The organism is Phreatobacter cathodiphilus, from assembly GCF_003008515.1.
GTDB classification, from domain to species: domain Bacteria; phylum Pseudomonadota; class Alphaproteobacteria; order Rhizobiales; family Phreatobacteraceae; genus Phreatobacter; species Phreatobacter cathodiphilus.
This window is the reverse complement of sequence record NZ_CP027668.1, coordinates 2,534,825-2,550,042: the sequence shown is the minus strand read 5'-3', so window position 1 is coordinate 2,550,042 and position 15,218 is coordinate 2,534,825. Positions and strand designations below refer to the sequence as shown.

General features: G+C 69.6%; 16 protein-coding genes. 13 read left to right on the top strand and 3 right to left on the bottom strand.

What is annotated here, in order from left to right; all coding sequences use genetic code 11:
- Window positions 1-8: 8 nt before the first annotated feature.
- Genes fliG through flbD form a run of 4 tightly spaced genes read left to right on the top strand, consistent with a single transcriptional unit; the run spans window position 9 to window position 3,483 of the window.
- Complete coding sequence (gene fliG, locus C6569_RS12450; protein WP_425440716.1) at window positions 9-1,079, top strand: flagellar motor switch protein FliG; 1,071 nt, start codon at window positions 9-11, stop codon at window positions 1,077-1,079.
- A 10-nt stretch (window positions 1,080-1,089) separates the two neighbouring features.
- Window positions 1,090-1,728 (top strand): FliH/SctL family protein, encoded by a 639-nt coding sequence (locus tag C6569_RS12445; RefSeq protein ID WP_106751021.1) that lies wholly within the window; start codon window positions 1,090-1,092, stop codon window positions 1,726-1,728.
- Window positions 1,725-2,090: a flagellar motor switch protein FliN gene (gene fliN / locus C6569_RS12440; protein WP_106749152.1), complete on the top strand. Its 366-nt coding sequence runs from the start codon at window positions 1,725-1,727 to the stop codon at window positions 2,088-2,090. Before C6569_RS12445 ends, fliN begins: the two co-directional genes overlap by 4 nt.
- Window positions 2,091-2,103: 13 nt before the next feature.
- Window positions 2,104-3,483: a sigma-54-dependent transcriptional regulator FlbD gene (flbD, locus tag C6569_RS12435; protein WP_106749151.1), complete on the top strand. Its 1,380-nt coding sequence runs from the start codon at window positions 2,104-2,106 to the stop codon at window positions 3,481-3,483.
- On the opposite strand, the gene C6569_RS12430 is transcribed toward flbD, so the two are convergent.
- Entirely contained in the window at window positions 3,474-3,647 is a 174-nt protein-coding gene (locus C6569_RS12430) for a DUF2256 domain-containing protein (RefSeq protein WP_106749150.1), read from the bottom strand. The genes flbD and C6569_RS12430 overlap by 10 nt on opposite strands.
- An 87-nt stretch (window positions 3,648-3,734) precedes the next feature.
- Here C6569_RS12430 and C6569_RS12425 point away from each other — a divergent pair, with 87 nt between their 5' ends.
- The 5 genes from C6569_RS12425 (at window position 3,735) to C6569_RS12405 (ending at window position 9,194) form a co-directional block, all read left to right on the top strand.
- A complete protein-coding gene (locus tag C6569_RS12425) occupies window positions 3,735-4,466 on the top strand; it encodes an SDR family NAD(P)-dependent oxidoreductase (protein WP_106749149.1) in 732 nt (243 codons plus the stop codon).
- A 3-nt stretch (window positions 4,467-4,469) separates the two neighbouring features.
- A complete protein-coding gene (locus tag C6569_RS12420) occupies window positions 4,470-6,041 on the top strand; it encodes a cryptochrome/photolyase family protein (protein WP_106749148.1) in 1,572 nt (523 codons plus the stop codon).
- Between the two features lie 109 nt (window positions 6,042-6,150).
- Window positions 6,151-7,155, top strand: coding sequence for an NAD(P)H-dependent flavin oxidoreductase (locus tag C6569_RS12415; RefSeq protein ID WP_106749147.1), 1,005 nt, complete (start codon window positions 6,151-6,153; stop codon window positions 7,153-7,155).
- Window positions 7,156-7,261: 106 nt separating this feature from the next.
- Entirely contained in the window at window positions 7,262-8,059 is a 798-nt protein-coding gene (locus C6569_RS12410) for a DUF2189 domain-containing protein (RefSeq protein ID WP_106749146.1), read from the top strand.
- A gap of 103 nt (window positions 8,060-8,162) precedes the next feature.
- Window positions 8,163-9,194, top strand: coding sequence for an ABC transporter substrate-binding protein (locus C6569_RS12405; RefSeq protein ID WP_106749145.1), 1,032 nt, complete (start codon window positions 8,163-8,165; stop codon window positions 9,192-9,194).
- Window positions 9,195-9,330: 136 nt separating this feature from the next.
- Here C6569_RS12405 and C6569_RS12400 read toward each other — a convergent pair whose 3' ends face one another.
- Window positions 9,331-10,257 carry a polysaccharide deacetylase family protein gene (locus tag C6569_RS12400; protein ID WP_106749144.1) on the bottom strand — a complete coding sequence of 309 codons (927 nt, stop codon included), beginning with the start codon at window positions 10,255-10,257 and terminating at the stop codon, window positions 9,331-9,333.
- A gap of 159 nt (window positions 10,258-10,416) precedes the next feature.
- Here C6569_RS12400 and C6569_RS12395 point away from each other — a divergent pair, with 159 nt between their 5' ends.
- Entirely contained in the window at window positions 10,417-11,388 is a 972-nt protein-coding gene (locus C6569_RS12395; protein ID WP_106749143.1) for a D-2-hydroxyacid dehydrogenase, read from the top strand.
- A 123-nt stretch (window positions 11,389-11,511) separates the two neighbouring features.
- A complete protein-coding gene (locus C6569_RS12390; protein ID WP_181313736.1) occupies window positions 11,512-12,411 on the top strand; it encodes a CE1 family esterase in 900 nt (299 codons plus the stop codon).
- A gap of 5 nt (window positions 12,412-12,416) precedes the next feature.
- On the opposite strand, the gene C6569_RS12385 is transcribed toward C6569_RS12390, so the two are convergent.
- Entirely contained in the window at window positions 12,417-12,929 is a 513-nt protein-coding gene (locus tag C6569_RS12385; protein ID WP_245898087.1) for a YHS domain-containing (seleno)protein, read from the bottom strand.
- A 175-nt stretch (window positions 12,930-13,104) separates the two neighbouring features.
- Between C6569_RS12385 and C6569_RS12380 the strand changes: the two genes are divergently transcribed.
- Together C6569_RS12380 and C6569_RS12375 are read left to right on the top strand one after the other, a co-directional pair.
- Complete coding sequence (locus C6569_RS12380; protein WP_106749141.1) at window positions 13,105-13,704, top strand: DUF1134 domain-containing protein; 600 nt, start codon at window positions 13,105-13,107, stop codon at window positions 13,702-13,704.
- A 120-nt stretch (window positions 13,705-13,824) separates the two neighbouring features.
- Window positions 13,825-15,216, top strand: a complete 1,392-nt coding sequence (locus tag C6569_RS12375) for a coiled-coil domain-containing protein (protein ID WP_106749140.1) — start codon at window positions 13,825-13,827, stop codon at window positions 15,214-15,216.
- Window positions 15,217-15,218 lie beyond the last annotated feature (2 nt).

The following is a 15,218-nucleotide window of genomic DNA, read 5'->3' as shown; positions in this document are numbered from 1 at the left end:
TGGCGCAGATCGAACGCGAGGCGGAGTTTGGCAAGGCCCTGGCGGCCCTGTCCGCCGACGGGCGCATCAACACCCTCGCCGCCAAGGGCCTAACCGGCCAGCAGCGCGCCGCCATCCTGATGCTGACGCTCGGCGACAAGGTGTCGTCGCGCATCTGGAAGTTGCTTGACGACGAGGAGATCCGCGTCCTGTCCATCGCCATGTCGCAGCTCGGCACCGTCGAGCCGGAGGTGGTGGAGAGCCTGATGCTGGAATTCGTCGGGCGGCTGTCGGCAGCCGGCGGCCTGATGGGTAATTACGACGCCACCGAGCGGCTGCTGTCGCAGTTCATGCCCTCCGACCGCGTCGCCATCCTGATGGAGGAAATCCGCGGGCCGGCCGGCCGCAACATGTGGGAGAAGCTCTCGAACGTGCAGGAGCAGGTGCTCGCCAACTACCTGAAGAACGAGTACCCGCAGACGGTCGCCGTCGTCCTGTCCAAGATCAAGCCGGAACATGCGGGGCGGGTGCTCGCCATCCTGCCGGAGGAATTCGCCCTCGACGTCGTCGGCCGCATGCTGAAGATGGAGGCGATCCAGAAGGACGTGCTGGAGCGCATCGAGCAGACGCTGCGCACCGAGTTCATGTCCAACCTCTCGCAGACCTCGCGGCGCGACAGCCACGAAGCCATGGCGGAGATCTTCAACTCCTTCGACCGCCAGACCGAGACGCGCTTCATCACCGCGCTGGAGGAGCAGAACCGCGACTCCGCCGAGCGCATCAAGAGCCTGATGTTCACTTTCGACGACCTCGCCAAGCTCGACGCCGGCTCGGCGCAGACCCTGGTGCGTCAGGTGGACAAGGACAAGCTCGCCATCGCGCTCAAGGGCGCGAGCCAGACCATGCGCGACTTCTTCCTGGCGCAGATGTCCACCCGCGCCGCGAAGATGCTGCAGGACGACATGCAGGCGCTGGGTCCGATGCGCCTGAAGGACGTGGACGAGGCACAGGGCGTGCTCGTCAACCTCGCCAAGGATCTCGCCGCCAAGGGCGAGATCATGATCTCCAAGAACCGCGCCGACGACGAACTGGTCTTCTGAGGACATGCACGTGGCGGCACCGGTCAAATATCTCTTCGAGACGGAATTCGGGCAGGAGGCGAAACGCGCCGCCGAGCCGCGGATCACCCTCGCCGAGCACCAGCAGCTCGTCGCCCAGGCGCGCCAGGAGGGCCATGCCGCCGGCTTCGCCGCGGGCGAGGCCAAGGCCATGGCGGCGATCGAGCGGCAGCGGGCGCTCGCCCTCGGCCAGCTCGGCGACCGGCTGGCGGGGGCCGCCGCGGCGCTGTCCGGGCTCGAAGGCCGGCTGGAGGCCGAGGCCATCGACATCGCCGTGGCGGTGGCCCGCAAACTCTCCGACGCGCTGGTCGCGCGCGAGCCGCTGGACGCCGTCCGCGACCTCGTCGCCGACTGTTTCGCCAACCTGCGCAGCGCGCCGCATCTCGTCGTCCGGGTCAACGACGACCTGCTCGAGGACGCCCGCACCGAACTGACGAAGCTCGCCGCCGAGCGCGGCTTCGACGGCCGCCTCGTCATCATGGCCGAGCCCGCCATCGCGCTCGGCGACTGCCGCATCGAATGGTCCAGCGGCGGCATCATGCTCGACCGTGAAGAGACCGCCCGCCGCATTGCCGAGGCGGTCGGCCGCTACATCGCCTCCACCTCCGGTACCCCCGAGGCCCTGTCATGAGCACTCCCACCGATGGCGGCATGCCGCTGCCCGACCTCGAGAACGACGGCATGGACGTGGTCCCCGGCTCCAATGCCGGCATGGACGGCGGCGATGCGGGCGATGACGGCTCCAAGGACGCCACCGACCTGGAAGCGGTCTTCGACGTGCCCGTCAACGTCTCGGCCGTGCTCGGCCGCTCGCGCATGGACGTGGGCGAGCTCCTCAAGCTCGGGCCCGGCACCGTCCTCGAACTCGACCGCAAGGTGGGCGAGGCCATCGACATCTACGTCAACGACCGTCTCGTCGCGCGCGGCGAAGTGGTGCTCGTCGAGGATCGCCTCGGCGTGACCATGACGGAAATCATCAAAGCCGAGCGCTGAAGGAACCCGAACGATGCGACTGCTGATCGTCGGAACACTCAAGGGGCAGCTCTCCATCGCCACCAAGATGGCCGTGGACAAGGGCGCCGCCGTCACCAATGCCGAGGACATCGAGACGGCGCTGCGCGTGATGCGCGCCAAGGGCGCCGATCTCGTCATGGTGGACGTCGCCATGGACGTGAGGGCGCTGGTGCAGGCCTTCGCGGACGAGATGATCGCCGTGCCGATCGTCGCCTGCGGCACCTCCAACGACGCCCGCGCCGCGGTGGCCGCGATCCATGCGGGGGCGAAGGAATACATCCCGCTGCCGCCGGATCCGGAGCTCATCGCCGCGGTGCTGGCGGCGGTCGCAGACGACGCCAAGCAGCTCATCTACCGCGACGAGGCCATGGCCCGCGTGGTCCAGCTCGCCAACCAGGTTGCGGGGTCCGACGCCTCCATCCTCATCACCGGCGAGAGCGGCACCGGCAAGGAGGTGCTGGCGCGCTACGTCCACACCAAGTCGAACCGGGCCAAGGCCCCCTTCGTGGCGGTGAACTGCGCCGCCATTCCCGACAACCTCCTGGAGAGCGAGCTCTTCGGCCACGAGAAGGGCGCCTTCACCGGCGCCGTGGCGCGCCGCATCGGCAAGTTCGAGGAGGCCAACGGCGGCACGCTGCTGCTCGACGAAATCTCGGAGATGGACATCCGCCTGCAGTCGAAGCTCCTGCGCGCCATCCAGGAGCGCGTGATCGACCGCGTCGGCGGCACCCGGCCGGTGCCCGTCGACATCCGCATCCTCGCGACCTCCAACCGGACGCTGGCGGAGGAGGTGCGCAAGGGCACGTTCCGCGAGGATCTCCTCTACCGCCTCAACGTCGTCAACCTGAAGCTGCCGCCGCTGCGCGAGCGCCCGGCCGACATCCTCGAACTCGCCGGCCATTTCGCCAAGAAATATGCCGAGGCCAACGGCATGGCGCCGAAGCCCCTCTCGGCCGAGGCCCGCCGGCAACTCACCGTTGCCCGCTGGCCGGGCAACGTGCGCGAGCTGGAGAACACCATGCACCGCGCCGTGCTGCTCTCGTCGGGCCCGGATATCGGCGTCGACGCCATCCGCACGCCGGACGGCGCCCGGCTCGACGAGCGGCGCGGGCCGGATGCGGTGGCGGCGCAGGCGGCGATCGCGGCGGAGGCGGTCACCCGCGGCCTCGTCGGGCGCACCGTCGCGGACGTGGAGCGCGACCTCATCCTCGACACGCTCGGCCACACGCTCGGCAACCGCACCCATGCGGCCAATATTCTCGGCATCTCCATCCGCACGCTGCGCAACAAGCTGAACCAGTATGCGGACGAGGGCCACGCCATCCCGCCGCCGCCGCAGGGCGAGGCGCGCTACGAGATGCGCTACGGCTGAGGCCTCTCCCCGCCCTTGGCGAAAGGGCGGGCGCCGCGACACCGGTCCGAGCAGAAGCGGACCTCGTCCCAGACGCGCGCCCATTTCCTTCGCCAGGCGAAGGGCCGGCCGCAGGCGGCGCAGGTCTTCTGCGGCAGGTCCGCCTTGCGGATCATCTTCGCCATCGCCGTCCTTCCGTCTGAACCGCTGCCCCGCGCAGGCCGTATCCGCTCCACAGGGCCCGTGCGGGCCAGCAGGGCAAAAGCGGCATCATGGCGGACACCTTCCTCATCTACGGCGGCACGGGCGGCATCGGATCGGCCCTGGCGCGGCGCCTGCGCGGCCGGGGCCACGCCGTCCATCTGGTGGCGCGGGACCGCGACCGGCTGGAGGCGCTGGCCGCGGAGATCGGCGCCACCTTCTCCGTCGCCGACGTCGCCGACCCCGCCGCCATCACCGCGGCCGCGACGGAGGCGGGCGACCGGCTCGCCGGCCTCGCCTATTGCGTCGGCTCGATCAACCTGAAGCCGGTGGCGCGGCTGACCGACGCCGATTTCACCCGTGATTTCGAGGTCAACGCCCTCGGCGCCGTGCGGGCCGTGCAGGCGAGCCTCCCGGCCCTGAAGGGCCATGAGGGACCGACCTCGTCGATCCTCCTGGTCTCGACGGTGGCGGTGGCCCAGGGCTTCGCCGCCCATGCCTCGGTGTCGATGGCCAAGGGCGCGGTGGAGGGCCTCACCGTGGCGCTCGCCGCCGAACTCGCGCCGAAGATCCGCGTCAACTGCGTCGCGCCCTCGCTGACCCGCACGCCGCTCGCCCGTGGCCTCACCTCCAACGAGACCATGGCGAACGCCATCGCCGCCCTGCACGCCATCCCCCGCCTCGGCGAGCCGGACGACGTCGCCGCCCTCGGCGCGCTGCTGCTCGACTCCGAGGCCGGCTGGATCACCGGCCAGATCATCGGCGTCGACGGCGGCCGCTCCATGCTGCGGACGAAAGGCTGACGATTGGCGACCCTGCGGCTCATCCTCGGCGACCACCTGACCCGCGACGTCGCGGCCCTCGACGGCCTCGCGGCCGGCGACGTGGTGCTGATGGTCGAGGTGGCCGAGGAGACGACCTATGTGCCGCACCACAAGCAGAAGATCGTCTTCGTCCTCTCGGCCATGCGCCACTTTGCGGAGGAGCTGCGGCAGGAGGGGGTCGCCCTCGATTATGTGCGCCTCGACGACCCCGCGAACACCGGCAGCTTCACGGGCGAGGTGAAGCAGGCGCTGAGGCGCCACGCCGTCGACCGCATCGTCGTGACCGAGCCCGGCGAGTGGCGCGTGCGGGCGAAAATGGAGGACTGGCCGGCGGAGACCGGGCTGCCTGTCGAGATCCGCGACGACGACCGGTTCCTCTGCTCGCGCGGCCGCTTCGCCCGCTGGGCGGAGGGGCGGAAGAGCTTCCGGATGGAGTTCTTCTACCGGGAGATGCGTCGCGAAACGGGTCTCCTGATGGCGGAGGAGGACAAGCCGGTCGGCGGCCAGTGGAACTACGACGCGGAGAACCGCAAGGCGCTGCCGAAGGGCGCGCGGCCGCCGCGGCGGCTGCGCTTTTCCCCCGATGCAGTGACCCGGGAGGTGATGGACCTCGTCGCGCAGCGCTTCGCCGGACATTTCGGCGATCTCGAGCCCTTCGGCTGGGCGGTGACCCGCAACGAGGCGCTGAAGGCCCTCGACCATTTCATCGCCGAGGCCTTGCCGTTCTTCGGCGACGTGCAGGACGCGATGAAGCGCGGCGAGCCCTTCCTCTATCACGGGCTGCTGTCGCCGTATCTGAACGTCGGTCTTCTGACGGCGCGGGAGGTCTGCGTCGCCGCCGAGACGGCCTTCAAGCGCGGGGCCGCCCCCCTCAACGCGGCGGAGGGGTTCATCCGCCAGATCCTCGGCTGGAGGGAATATGTGCGCGGCATCTACTGGCACCAGATGCCGTCCTATGCGGAGACCAACGCGCTGGGTGCCGATCGGCCGCTGCCCTGGTTCTACTGGTCCGGCGAGACCGACCTCGCCTGCATCGCCGAGGTGGTGGGCGAGACGCGCCGCAACGCCTATGCGCACCACATCCAGCGCCTGATGGTCACCGGCAATTTCGCCCTCCTCGCCGGCATCCGTCCGGCCGAGATCGAGGCCTGGTATCTGGCCGTCTACGCCGACGCCTTCGACTGGGTGGAGCTGCCAAACGTCCACGGCATGGTGATGTTCGCCGACGGCGGGCTCCTCGCCTCCAAGCCCTATGCGGCGTCGGGCGCCTATATCGACCGCATGTCGGACTATTGCGCCGGCTGCGCCTACGACCCGAAGATCAAGGTCGGGGAGGGGGCCTGCCCCTTCAACCTGCTCTACTGGCACTTCATCGACGCCAACGCGGAGACCCTGAAGGGCAATCCACGCATGGCCATGCCCTATCGCACCTGGGAGGGCATGGACGGTGGGCGAAAGGCGCGGATCCTGACCGAAGCGCAGGCGTTCCTCGACGGGCTCTCGGCCGAGCCTGGTGCCACATCGCGGCCGGCGCAGATGACGCTCGACGTCTGAACGCAAACCGCCATCCGCCATCCGTCAGGGCTTTCGCCCAGCGGGATGATCGGCTTTGATGCGACGTGTCGATACACGACACGAAACAATTGGCCCCGGAACGCTCACCATGTCGCTTCCCGCTTCGCTCGCCAGCCGCCTGCAACTGCCGGCCATCGGCTCGCCGCTGTTCATCGTGTCGAACCCGGACCTCGTCATCGCCCAGTGCAAGGCGGGCATCGTCGGCTCGTTTCCGGCGCTGAACGCCCGGCCCGGCCCGGTGCTGGAGGACTGGCTGAAGCGCATCACCGAGGAACTCGGCGCCTATGACGAGGCCCATCCGAACGCGCCCTCGGCGCCCTTCGCGGTGAACCAGATCGTCCACAAGTCGAACGACCGGCTGATGCACGACGTCGAGCTCTGCGTGAAATACAAGGTGCCGGTGGTCATCACCTCGCTCGGCGCCCGGCCGGAGCTGAACGACGCCATCCACTCCTACGGCGGCATCACGCTGCACGACATCATCAACATCACCCATGCCAAGAAGGCGCTGGAGAAGGGCGCCGACGGCCTCATCGCCGTCGCGGCGGGCGCCGGCGGCCATGCCGGCACCCTCTCGCCCATCGCGCTGATCCAGGAGATCCGCGAGTTCTTCGACGGGCCGCTGGCGCTCTCCGGCGCCATCGCGACGGGCCGGGCGATCCTGGCGGCGCAGGCGCTGGGCGCCGACCTCGGCTATATCGGTTCGGCCTTCATCGCCACCAAGGAGGCCAACGCGACGGAGGCTTACAAGCAGGGGATCGTCGAGGGCACCGCCGGCGACATCGTCTATTCGAACCTCTTCACCGGCGTTCACGGCAACTATCTGCGCGCCTCCATCGTCAATGCCGGGCTCGATCCGGACAACCTGCCGGAGAGCGATCCCTCCAAGATGAGCTTCGGCTCCGGCGGCTCGGAGAAGAGCAAGGCCTGGCGCGACATCTGGGGCTCCGGCCAGGGCATCGGCGCCATCAAGGCGGTGGAGAGCGCCGGCGATCTCATCGCGCGGCTGAAACGGGAATATGCCGACGCCTACAAGGGCCTCGCCGCCGTCACCTCCTGGCCGCAGCGCGCGGCCCAGCGCCTCGCCGGCTGATCCACAGGCGGCTTGACGCGGCGCGCCGCCGCGTCATCCTCTCTGCACCCCCCGAAACCCGCCGGCCTCGACGCCGGCGGCGTCATGCCATGCGGGGAGGACCACCATGACCGACACGACGTCGCCGGGGATTGCGCCACGGCCGCGGGAGCCCGTGGTCAGGGCGGCAACGATCGAGGACATCAAGGCGGCTCTGGAGGCCGGCTGGACCGACCTCAAGGCGGCGCCTGCCCAGGGCCTGTTCTTCGGCGCCATCTACTGGCTCGGCGGCCTTGCGCTCATGATCCTGCCCGCCCGGTTCGGCTATGCCTGGGCGGTCTTCCCGCTCGCCGCCGGCTTCGCCCTCATCGGCCCCTTCGTGGCGGTCGGGCTCTACGAGGTGTCGCGGCTGCGCGAGGCCGGCGTCACGCCGACATGGGGCGCGGTGCTCGCCACCGTCTGGCGGCAGGGCGGGCGGGAGCTCTCCTGGCTCGCCTTCCTCACCATCTTCATCTTCATCATCTGGATGTACCAGGTGCGCATGCTCTATGCGCTGTTCTTCGGCTTCGCCAGCCTCGACCCGGTGCTCTTCGCCAAGGCCCTGTTCCTCACAGCCGACGGCTGGACCTTCCTTGCCGTCGGCACCGCGGTCGGCGCGGTGATGGCGCTCTTCACCTTCTCCATCACGGTGATCTCCTTTCCGCTGCTGCTCGACCGGGACCTCGACATCGTCACCGCCATCATCACCTCGGTCAGGGCGGTGCAGGCGAGCCCGCAGGTGATGCTGGGCTGGGGCGTGGTGACGGCGGCGGCGATCTTCCTCGCCATGGCACCGGCCTTCGCCGGGCTTCTGGTGGTGCTGCCGCTCTGGGGGCATGCCACCTGGCACCTCTATCGCAGGCTCGTCAGCTTCGCGGCGGACTGACCCGCGACACCACGTACGGTTCCTGTGGCAAAGTTCTTGCGTCGTCCCGCTCCGTGACAGTCCGGCCGCCCCCCGTTGCGGCCCTTCCCGCGGAGCCAGACCCATGATCACCCGACGCGCAGCCACCGCCGGCCTCGGCCTCGCCCTCTTCGCCCCGGCCGTCAGGGCGCAGGCCCTGACCCCCATCAAGTTCACGCTGGGCTGGAAAACCCAGGGCTCGGACGCGCCCTATTTCGTCGCCCGCGACAAGGGCTATTTCCGCGAGGCGGGCCTCGACGTCACCATCGACCAGGGCGAGGGGTCGGGTGCCACCGTCACGCGGATCATGGGAGGAGCCTATGATGCGGGCTTCGGCGACATCAATGCGATCATTCAGAATGCAGCGACGCGCCCGGCCGACACTCCGGTCATGGTCTATCAGATGTGGAACCAGCCGCCCTTCGCGCTGGTCGCCAAGAAGTCGAGCGGCATCGCCACGGTGAAGGACCTCGAGGGCCGCAAGCTCGGCGGCGCGCCCGGCACCCCGACGACGCGGCTGCTGCCGGTCTTCGCCAAGGCCAACAATCTCGACATGGCCAAGCTCACGGTGACCAGCATGGCGCCGAACCTGCAGGAGCCGATGCTGATCCAGGGCCAGATCGACGCGGCGCTGGTGTTCAACATCACCAGCTATTTCAACCTGGTGCTGAACCGCCAGGACCCGGACAAGGACTTCGTCTGGTTCGCCTTCGGCGACCACGGCCTCGACCTCTATTCCAACGGCATGATGGTGTCGCAGAAGCTCCTGAAGGACAATCCGAAGGCGGTGGCGGGCCTGGTCAAGGCGGTGAACCGCGCCAATGTGGAGGTCGCCGCCGACCAGAACATGGGCATGGCTGCGGTGCGCAACTACGACGGGCTGGTCAACATTCCCGTCGAGAAGCGCCGCCTGCAATATGCCTTCGACAAGCTGATCATGTCGCCGGAGCTGAAGGAGATCGGTGCCGGCGACGTGAAGGACGACCGCCTCGCCCGCGCCATCGGCATGGTGGTCACCGGCTACGAGCTGACCCGCACGCCGGCGCCGGCGGAAATCTTCAACCGGTCGTTCCTGCCGGCGCGAGCCGAGCGCGAGATGGCCTACAAGATGACCTGAGGCAGCTTTCGCCACGCGTCTTTCACGTCATGCCCGGGCCTGGCCCGGGCATCCACGCATGCTACGCCGACGACGATGGCCAGATCCCGGATGACCGGGACGAGCCAGGCCATGACGGGTGGCGTGGTGCCGTCCTTCAAGCTCCCCGCGACCCTGGCACGATCCCCTCGGGAAGCGCCGCGACATGGTCGGCGACGGCTCCCGCCGTCGTCAGCCAGACGTCGTCGCGCCGCGCTGCGATATGGGCGAGGGCGCGCCGCAACTGCCGCAGCCGGTAGGGCTGGCCGACGATGTAGGGATGCAGCGCGATGCCCATGACCAGCGGCATGGCCCGCGACTGCTCCAGCATCTCGTCGAACTGGTCGATGATCATGTCGGCGAACTGGCTGGCGGAATCCTTGCGCGCCACGATGGCGGGGATGTCGTTGAGCTCCTGCGGATAGGGGACGGAGAGGATGCGCCCGCCGCCGCGGGTAGAAAACCAGACCGGCTGGTCGTCCTGGCACCAGTCGAGGAGATAGCCGTAGCCGTTCTCGGCGAGGAGATCGGGCGTCACCGGGCTCTGGGAGATCCACGGGCCGAGCCAGCCCTTCGGCGCCTTGCCCTCGGCGGCGGCGATGACCGCGCTCGTCTCGGCGATGAGGGCGGCCTCGCTCGCCTCGTCGAGAATGCCCTGCCGCTCGGAATTGGTGCGGCCGTGGCCGAGGATCTCGTCGCCGCGCGCGCGGAAGGCCTCCATTACCTCCGGGCAATAGCCGTAGATGGAGGAATTGACGAGCACCGAGGCGGGCATGGCGAGGGCGTCGAAGAGCTCGATCATGCGCCAGACGCCGACGCGGTTGCCGTAGTCGCGCCAGGCGTAGTTGAGCACGTCCGGCTGCGGGCCGCCGGGGGCGAGCTCGGCGCCGAGGCCCGTGCCGAAGGCGAAATGCTCGAGGTTGACGCCGAGATAGACGGCGAGCCGTTTGCCGCCGGGCCAGTCGTAGACGGGGCGGCGGGTGATGGCGCTGTAGGCATAGCGCCCGTGGGAGGGCAGGTCCGGCGGCGTGGTCGGATGGGTCATGGTCGGCGAGGCGCTCCGGCGGGAACCACAGGGTGGCGAAAGGCCATGGGGGTTTGCAAGCGCCGTGCCGCAGCGGCGGCATGTGGACCACCCGTGCGCCGGGATTGCCTTCGCCGGGCACATGGGGATGATCGGCCGGCCCCTCGCACCGGATGATCCATGACCGCCTTTCCCGCCCTGTCCGACATCACCATCGGCTTCGGCCATTCCGCCTACCGGCTGGGCGAGGAGTTCGCCCGCCGCAACACCGGCATCCGCTTCGAGGAATTCCGGTCGGCCGCCGAGTTCCACCAGCGCATCGGCGATTTCGACGTGGTCTGCGTCTCGGCCTTCTGGCGCAATGCGCCGCTGGAGAACGCCGGCAGGCTGCGCTTCATCCAGTCGGTCAGCGCCGGCATCGACGTCTTCGGCCTCGACGCGCTGAAGGTGAAGGGCGTGCGCCTCGCCAGCGCCCAGGGGGCGAACGCCATCGCGGTGGCCGAACACGCCATGGGCCTGACGCTCGCGCTGTCGCGGATGATCCACACGGCCCGCGACAACCAGGCGCGCAAGCACTGGCGCGGCATGATCTCCGACCCCGCCGCGCGCGAGGACGAACTGGCGGCCAAGACCATGCTCATCATCGGCCTCGGCGGCATCGGCGGGCGCCTCGCCCGCTTCGCCAAGGCCTTCGACATGCGCGTCGTCGGCCTCAAGCGGGACACCTCGGTGAAGGTCGAGAACGTCGACGCGCTGGTCGGCCCGGCCGACCTCGACCGGGCGCTCGGCGAGGCCGACGTCGTGGTGCTGACCTGCCCGCTGACCTCGGAAACCGAGGGCCTCATCAACGCCGCGCGGCTGAAGGCGATGAAGCCGACCGCCCATCTCATCAACTGCGCGCGCGGCAAGGTGGTGGATGAGGACGCCCTGATCGCGGCGCTGAAGGCGGGCACCATCGCCGCGGCGGGCCTCGACGTGACGCGCGAGGAGCCGCTGCCCGAGGGCTCGCCCCTCTGGACCATGGAGAACGTGCTGATCACGCCCCATACCGGCGGCGAGACGGCCTCCTACGAGCGGCGTGTGATCGATCTGCTGGTGGAGAACATCGGCCGGCTGTCGCGTGGCGAGCCGCTGGTGAACGGCATTCTCTGAGGCCGGTCCGCCGCCGGCTCACCTTTCCAGGTTGCCTTTCCCAAGGGGATGCACCCACACTCGGCGGCTATGATTCTCTCCCGAGGTCGAGGTCGATGGCTGGCGACCGTCGCGGGGGTGGCGATGGCCCTCGCCGCTCCGGCAGGTGGTCCACGGCCTGCCGCGGCCCAGTCGGTGACGACGCTCACCTACCAGATGCCCGGCGGCAACCGCACCGTGCTGGTGACCGATTTCGCCCAGGGACGCCCGGCACCGCTCGTCATCGTGCTGCATGCCGCGGAAGGCTCGTCGGAACAGATTCGCCGCTATCTCACCTGGGACGTGATCGGCAAGCGCGAACGCCTCCTCGTCGTCTATCCACAGGGTGTCAGGGGCGGCTGGAACGACGGCCGGCCGGCCGACGGGCGACGCTTCAACCCGCTCGCCCGCGTCGACGACGTGGGCTTCATCCGCAACATGGTCGCCGACCTCAACAACAAGGGACGCATCGACCGGCGACGTGTCTATCTCATCGGCGTCTCGGCAGGCGGCCACATGACGAACCGGCTGATCTGCGAGGCGAGCGACCTCTTCGCCGCCGCGGCCCCGCTGCTCGCCACGCTCGCCGCGCGCTGGACCTTCCACTGCGCCGGCCAGCCCATGCCGGTGCTGATGGTCAACGGCACGGAGGATCCGATCACCCCCTGGGGCGGGCGCCCGGGTGGCGTCGATCCCGACGCCGCGCTGTCCTCCGTCAACGCCACCTTCGCCTTCTTCCGCAGCCGCAACGGCTGTGTCTCGGCCGGCGAGCGGCCGCTTCCGGAACAGGAAACCTCGGACAATTCCCGGGTGCACCTGGCCGAGGGAACGGGCTGCCACCATGCGACGCGTCTCTACCGCGTCGAGGGCGGCGGCCATCACACGCCGACGGGCCTGGAGCGGCGGCAACGCCCGCCGATCGGCGCGCTGCTCGGCCAGCAGAACCACGACATCGAGACCGACGAGGAGATCTGGGCCTTCTTCGCCGAGAAGCGGCGGCCCTGACGGGATCAGGGGACGAGCTGGGCCTTGACGGCGGGCCAGCGGATCTCGGCGCGGTCGAGCGCCTGTTCCGGGTCGGCGGCGAAGGCGTCCCGGTTCGCCTCGGAATGGAAGACGTAGAGGCGGTCGCGATAGAGCACCCAGACAGAGGGGTGGCCGGCGGTCGGCATTCCGTTGCCGATGGCGACGGGGTCGTAGCCGCCGAAGCGGGGCTCGTAGATCGCCGGGTCCTGCATGAACGCTTCGCGGTTGCCCTCGTTGACGAAGCGCCAGGTGGCTCCCGACCAGGAGAGTTCATAGGTGGGCAAGCCCTGCCGCGGCTCCCGCTCGGTGAAATAGGCGACGGGGTCGAAGCCGTAGATGGCGAGGCCGGTCAGGCGGTCGGTGACGATGCGTTCGGTGGTGGCGGCGCGGCTGCCGGACTCGCTCGTCATGCCGATGAGCACGGCGATGCCGGCATAAAGGCCGGTGATCGCGAGGGTCCAAGCGAGCGGGCGCAGGAATTGCCTCAACACCGACATGATCTCACCCGATTCTCGTCCCTCAAAGTCTCTGGACCATGCTTCCAGAGGGTAACTTCTTCCTTACCGCGACCGGCTAAATCCCGGTCTGGTGACCAGATGGTTACCATCTGCCGCTAGCCTGGATCAAACCGCCCGGGGGCCGTCCGGCCCCGGACCCTTTCGAGAGGTGAGCATGCGCCATCCCACGTCCTTCGACCGCCGCACGATCGTCGCCGGCCTCGGCGCGTCGTTCCTCGTCGGCCTCAGCCAGGACGCGCTCGCCCAGCGCTCCTACGATTCGCAGACGCCGCAGACCTTCTCGGGCAACGAGGTGGTCTCGGCCGGCCACCGCTTCTTCGGCGGCACCAGCCGCGGCCTCGCCAATCTGGTCGAGCGGGCGACGCGCCAGTGGGGCCGTCCGAGCGCCTATATCCTGGGACAGGAGGGCTCGGGCGCCTTCGTCGCCGGGCTGCGCTACGGCGAGGGCATGCTCTACACCAAGGGCGGCAGCGACGCGAAGGTCTACTGGCAGGGCCCCTCGCTCGGCTTCGACTTCGGCGGCGACGGCGCGCGCACGATGATGCTGGCCTACCGGGTCCGCGACGTGTCCGATCTCGAGCGCCGCTTCGTCGGCGTCGACGGCTCGGCCTATCTGGTCGGCGGCCTCGGCATGACGGCGCTGGGGGCCGACAACATGCTGGTGGTGCCGATCCGTACCGGCGTCGGCGCCCGGCTCGGTGTCAATGGCGGCTATCTGAAGTTCACCGCGCGCCCGACGTGGAACCCCTTCTGATCCGGGGTGACGAGGGCAGGCGCCGGACCTCGTGACTGACGCAGCGGCCGTGGCACTTTCCGCGGCCGTTTCGGCATGGCACAAGGGTGCTGGCCCGCGAGCAGGGGGAGACGCGCCATCGTGACCATCGAGACCGCCATGGTCTTCGTCCTGGGTTTCGTTGTCGCCGCACTCCTCTCGCTGGCGCTGATGGGCGCCGTCTGGCGTCGCGCGGTCCGCCTGACGACCCGCCGGGTGGAGAGCGCCGTCCCGCTCTCCATGGCCGAGATCAAGGCGGACAAGGACCAGGTGAGGGCCGAGGCCGCTCTCGCCATCCGCCGGGTGGAGATCGAGGCGGAGAAGCTGCGCGAGGCCGCCAACCTCCACACGATCGAGATCGCCCGCCGCACCGAGACGATCCGCGACCTCGGTCTGGAGCTCGATTCGCGGGCGGCACGCATCGCCGGGTTGGAGGGGGACAAGGCGCGCCTCGAGGGAGAGATCGCCGCGCTCCAGGCGACCGTGGCGGACAAGGCCGAGGAGATCGCCGCGGCCGGCCGTGACATCGCCGCCCGCGAGGCGGCCTTCGCCGCGCTCACCGCCGAGCACGAGGCCAAGGTGGCCGAGAGCGACGGCCAGCGGGTGGAGATCGTGGCGCTGCGGACCCAGGTCGACAATCAGCGCAATCAGATCGGCAAACTCTCGGCCGATCTCGCGGCCGCCGAGGCGGATCTCGCCGGCCATCGCATGTCCTATGCCGAGACGTCCAATCTGCTCACCTCCGAACGTCAGCGCCTCGCCGACCTCCAGGCCACGCTCCGCAAGGAGCAGGAGACCCAGGCGGCGCTGAAGGCGGACCTTGCCGAGACCGGCCGGAAATACGCCGAGACCGCGACGCAGCTCTCCGCCGAGCGCAAGCGCGCCGGCGAGCTGGCGGGCGAGGTCAAGGCGCTCCAGACCCGGCTGGCGGCGGAGGAGAAGCGGGCGGCAAAGCTCGAAGGCGAACGCGACGGGCTGCGGCAGGCGTTGGCGGAAGAAACGGAACGGGCGGGGCGCGAGCAGACGGCGCGCGATGCCGCGGAGCGCAGCCTCGCCAGGGTCGAGGCCGAACGCGACCGCACCCGCCGGGAGGTGGACGAGGTGAAGGAGCGCAGCGCGGAGACCGCACGCAAGCTGCAGATCGCGGCGGAGACGGCCTTGGCGGAAAAGAACGTGCTGGAAGGATCGCTCGCCAAGGTGCGCGAGGACCGCACCCGCATTCAGCGCGAGGTGGCGGCCCTGACGAAGCTCGCGGAGGGCGCTGCGGCGCGCGGGGCCGGCGAGGATGCCGATCTGCGCGCCCGCATCGACGACGTGGCGATCGAGGTGGCGCGGGTCACCGCCATGCTGGAGGGCCCCGGCTCGCGGATCGACCAGATCCTCGCTGCGAGCCCTTCGGGGCCGGGCGGCCGGCGGCGGCGAAACGATCTGCCGCTCGCCGACCGCATCCGGGCGGTGCTGGAGGCGAGCCGCGGCAACCAGGCCGCGGAATAGCG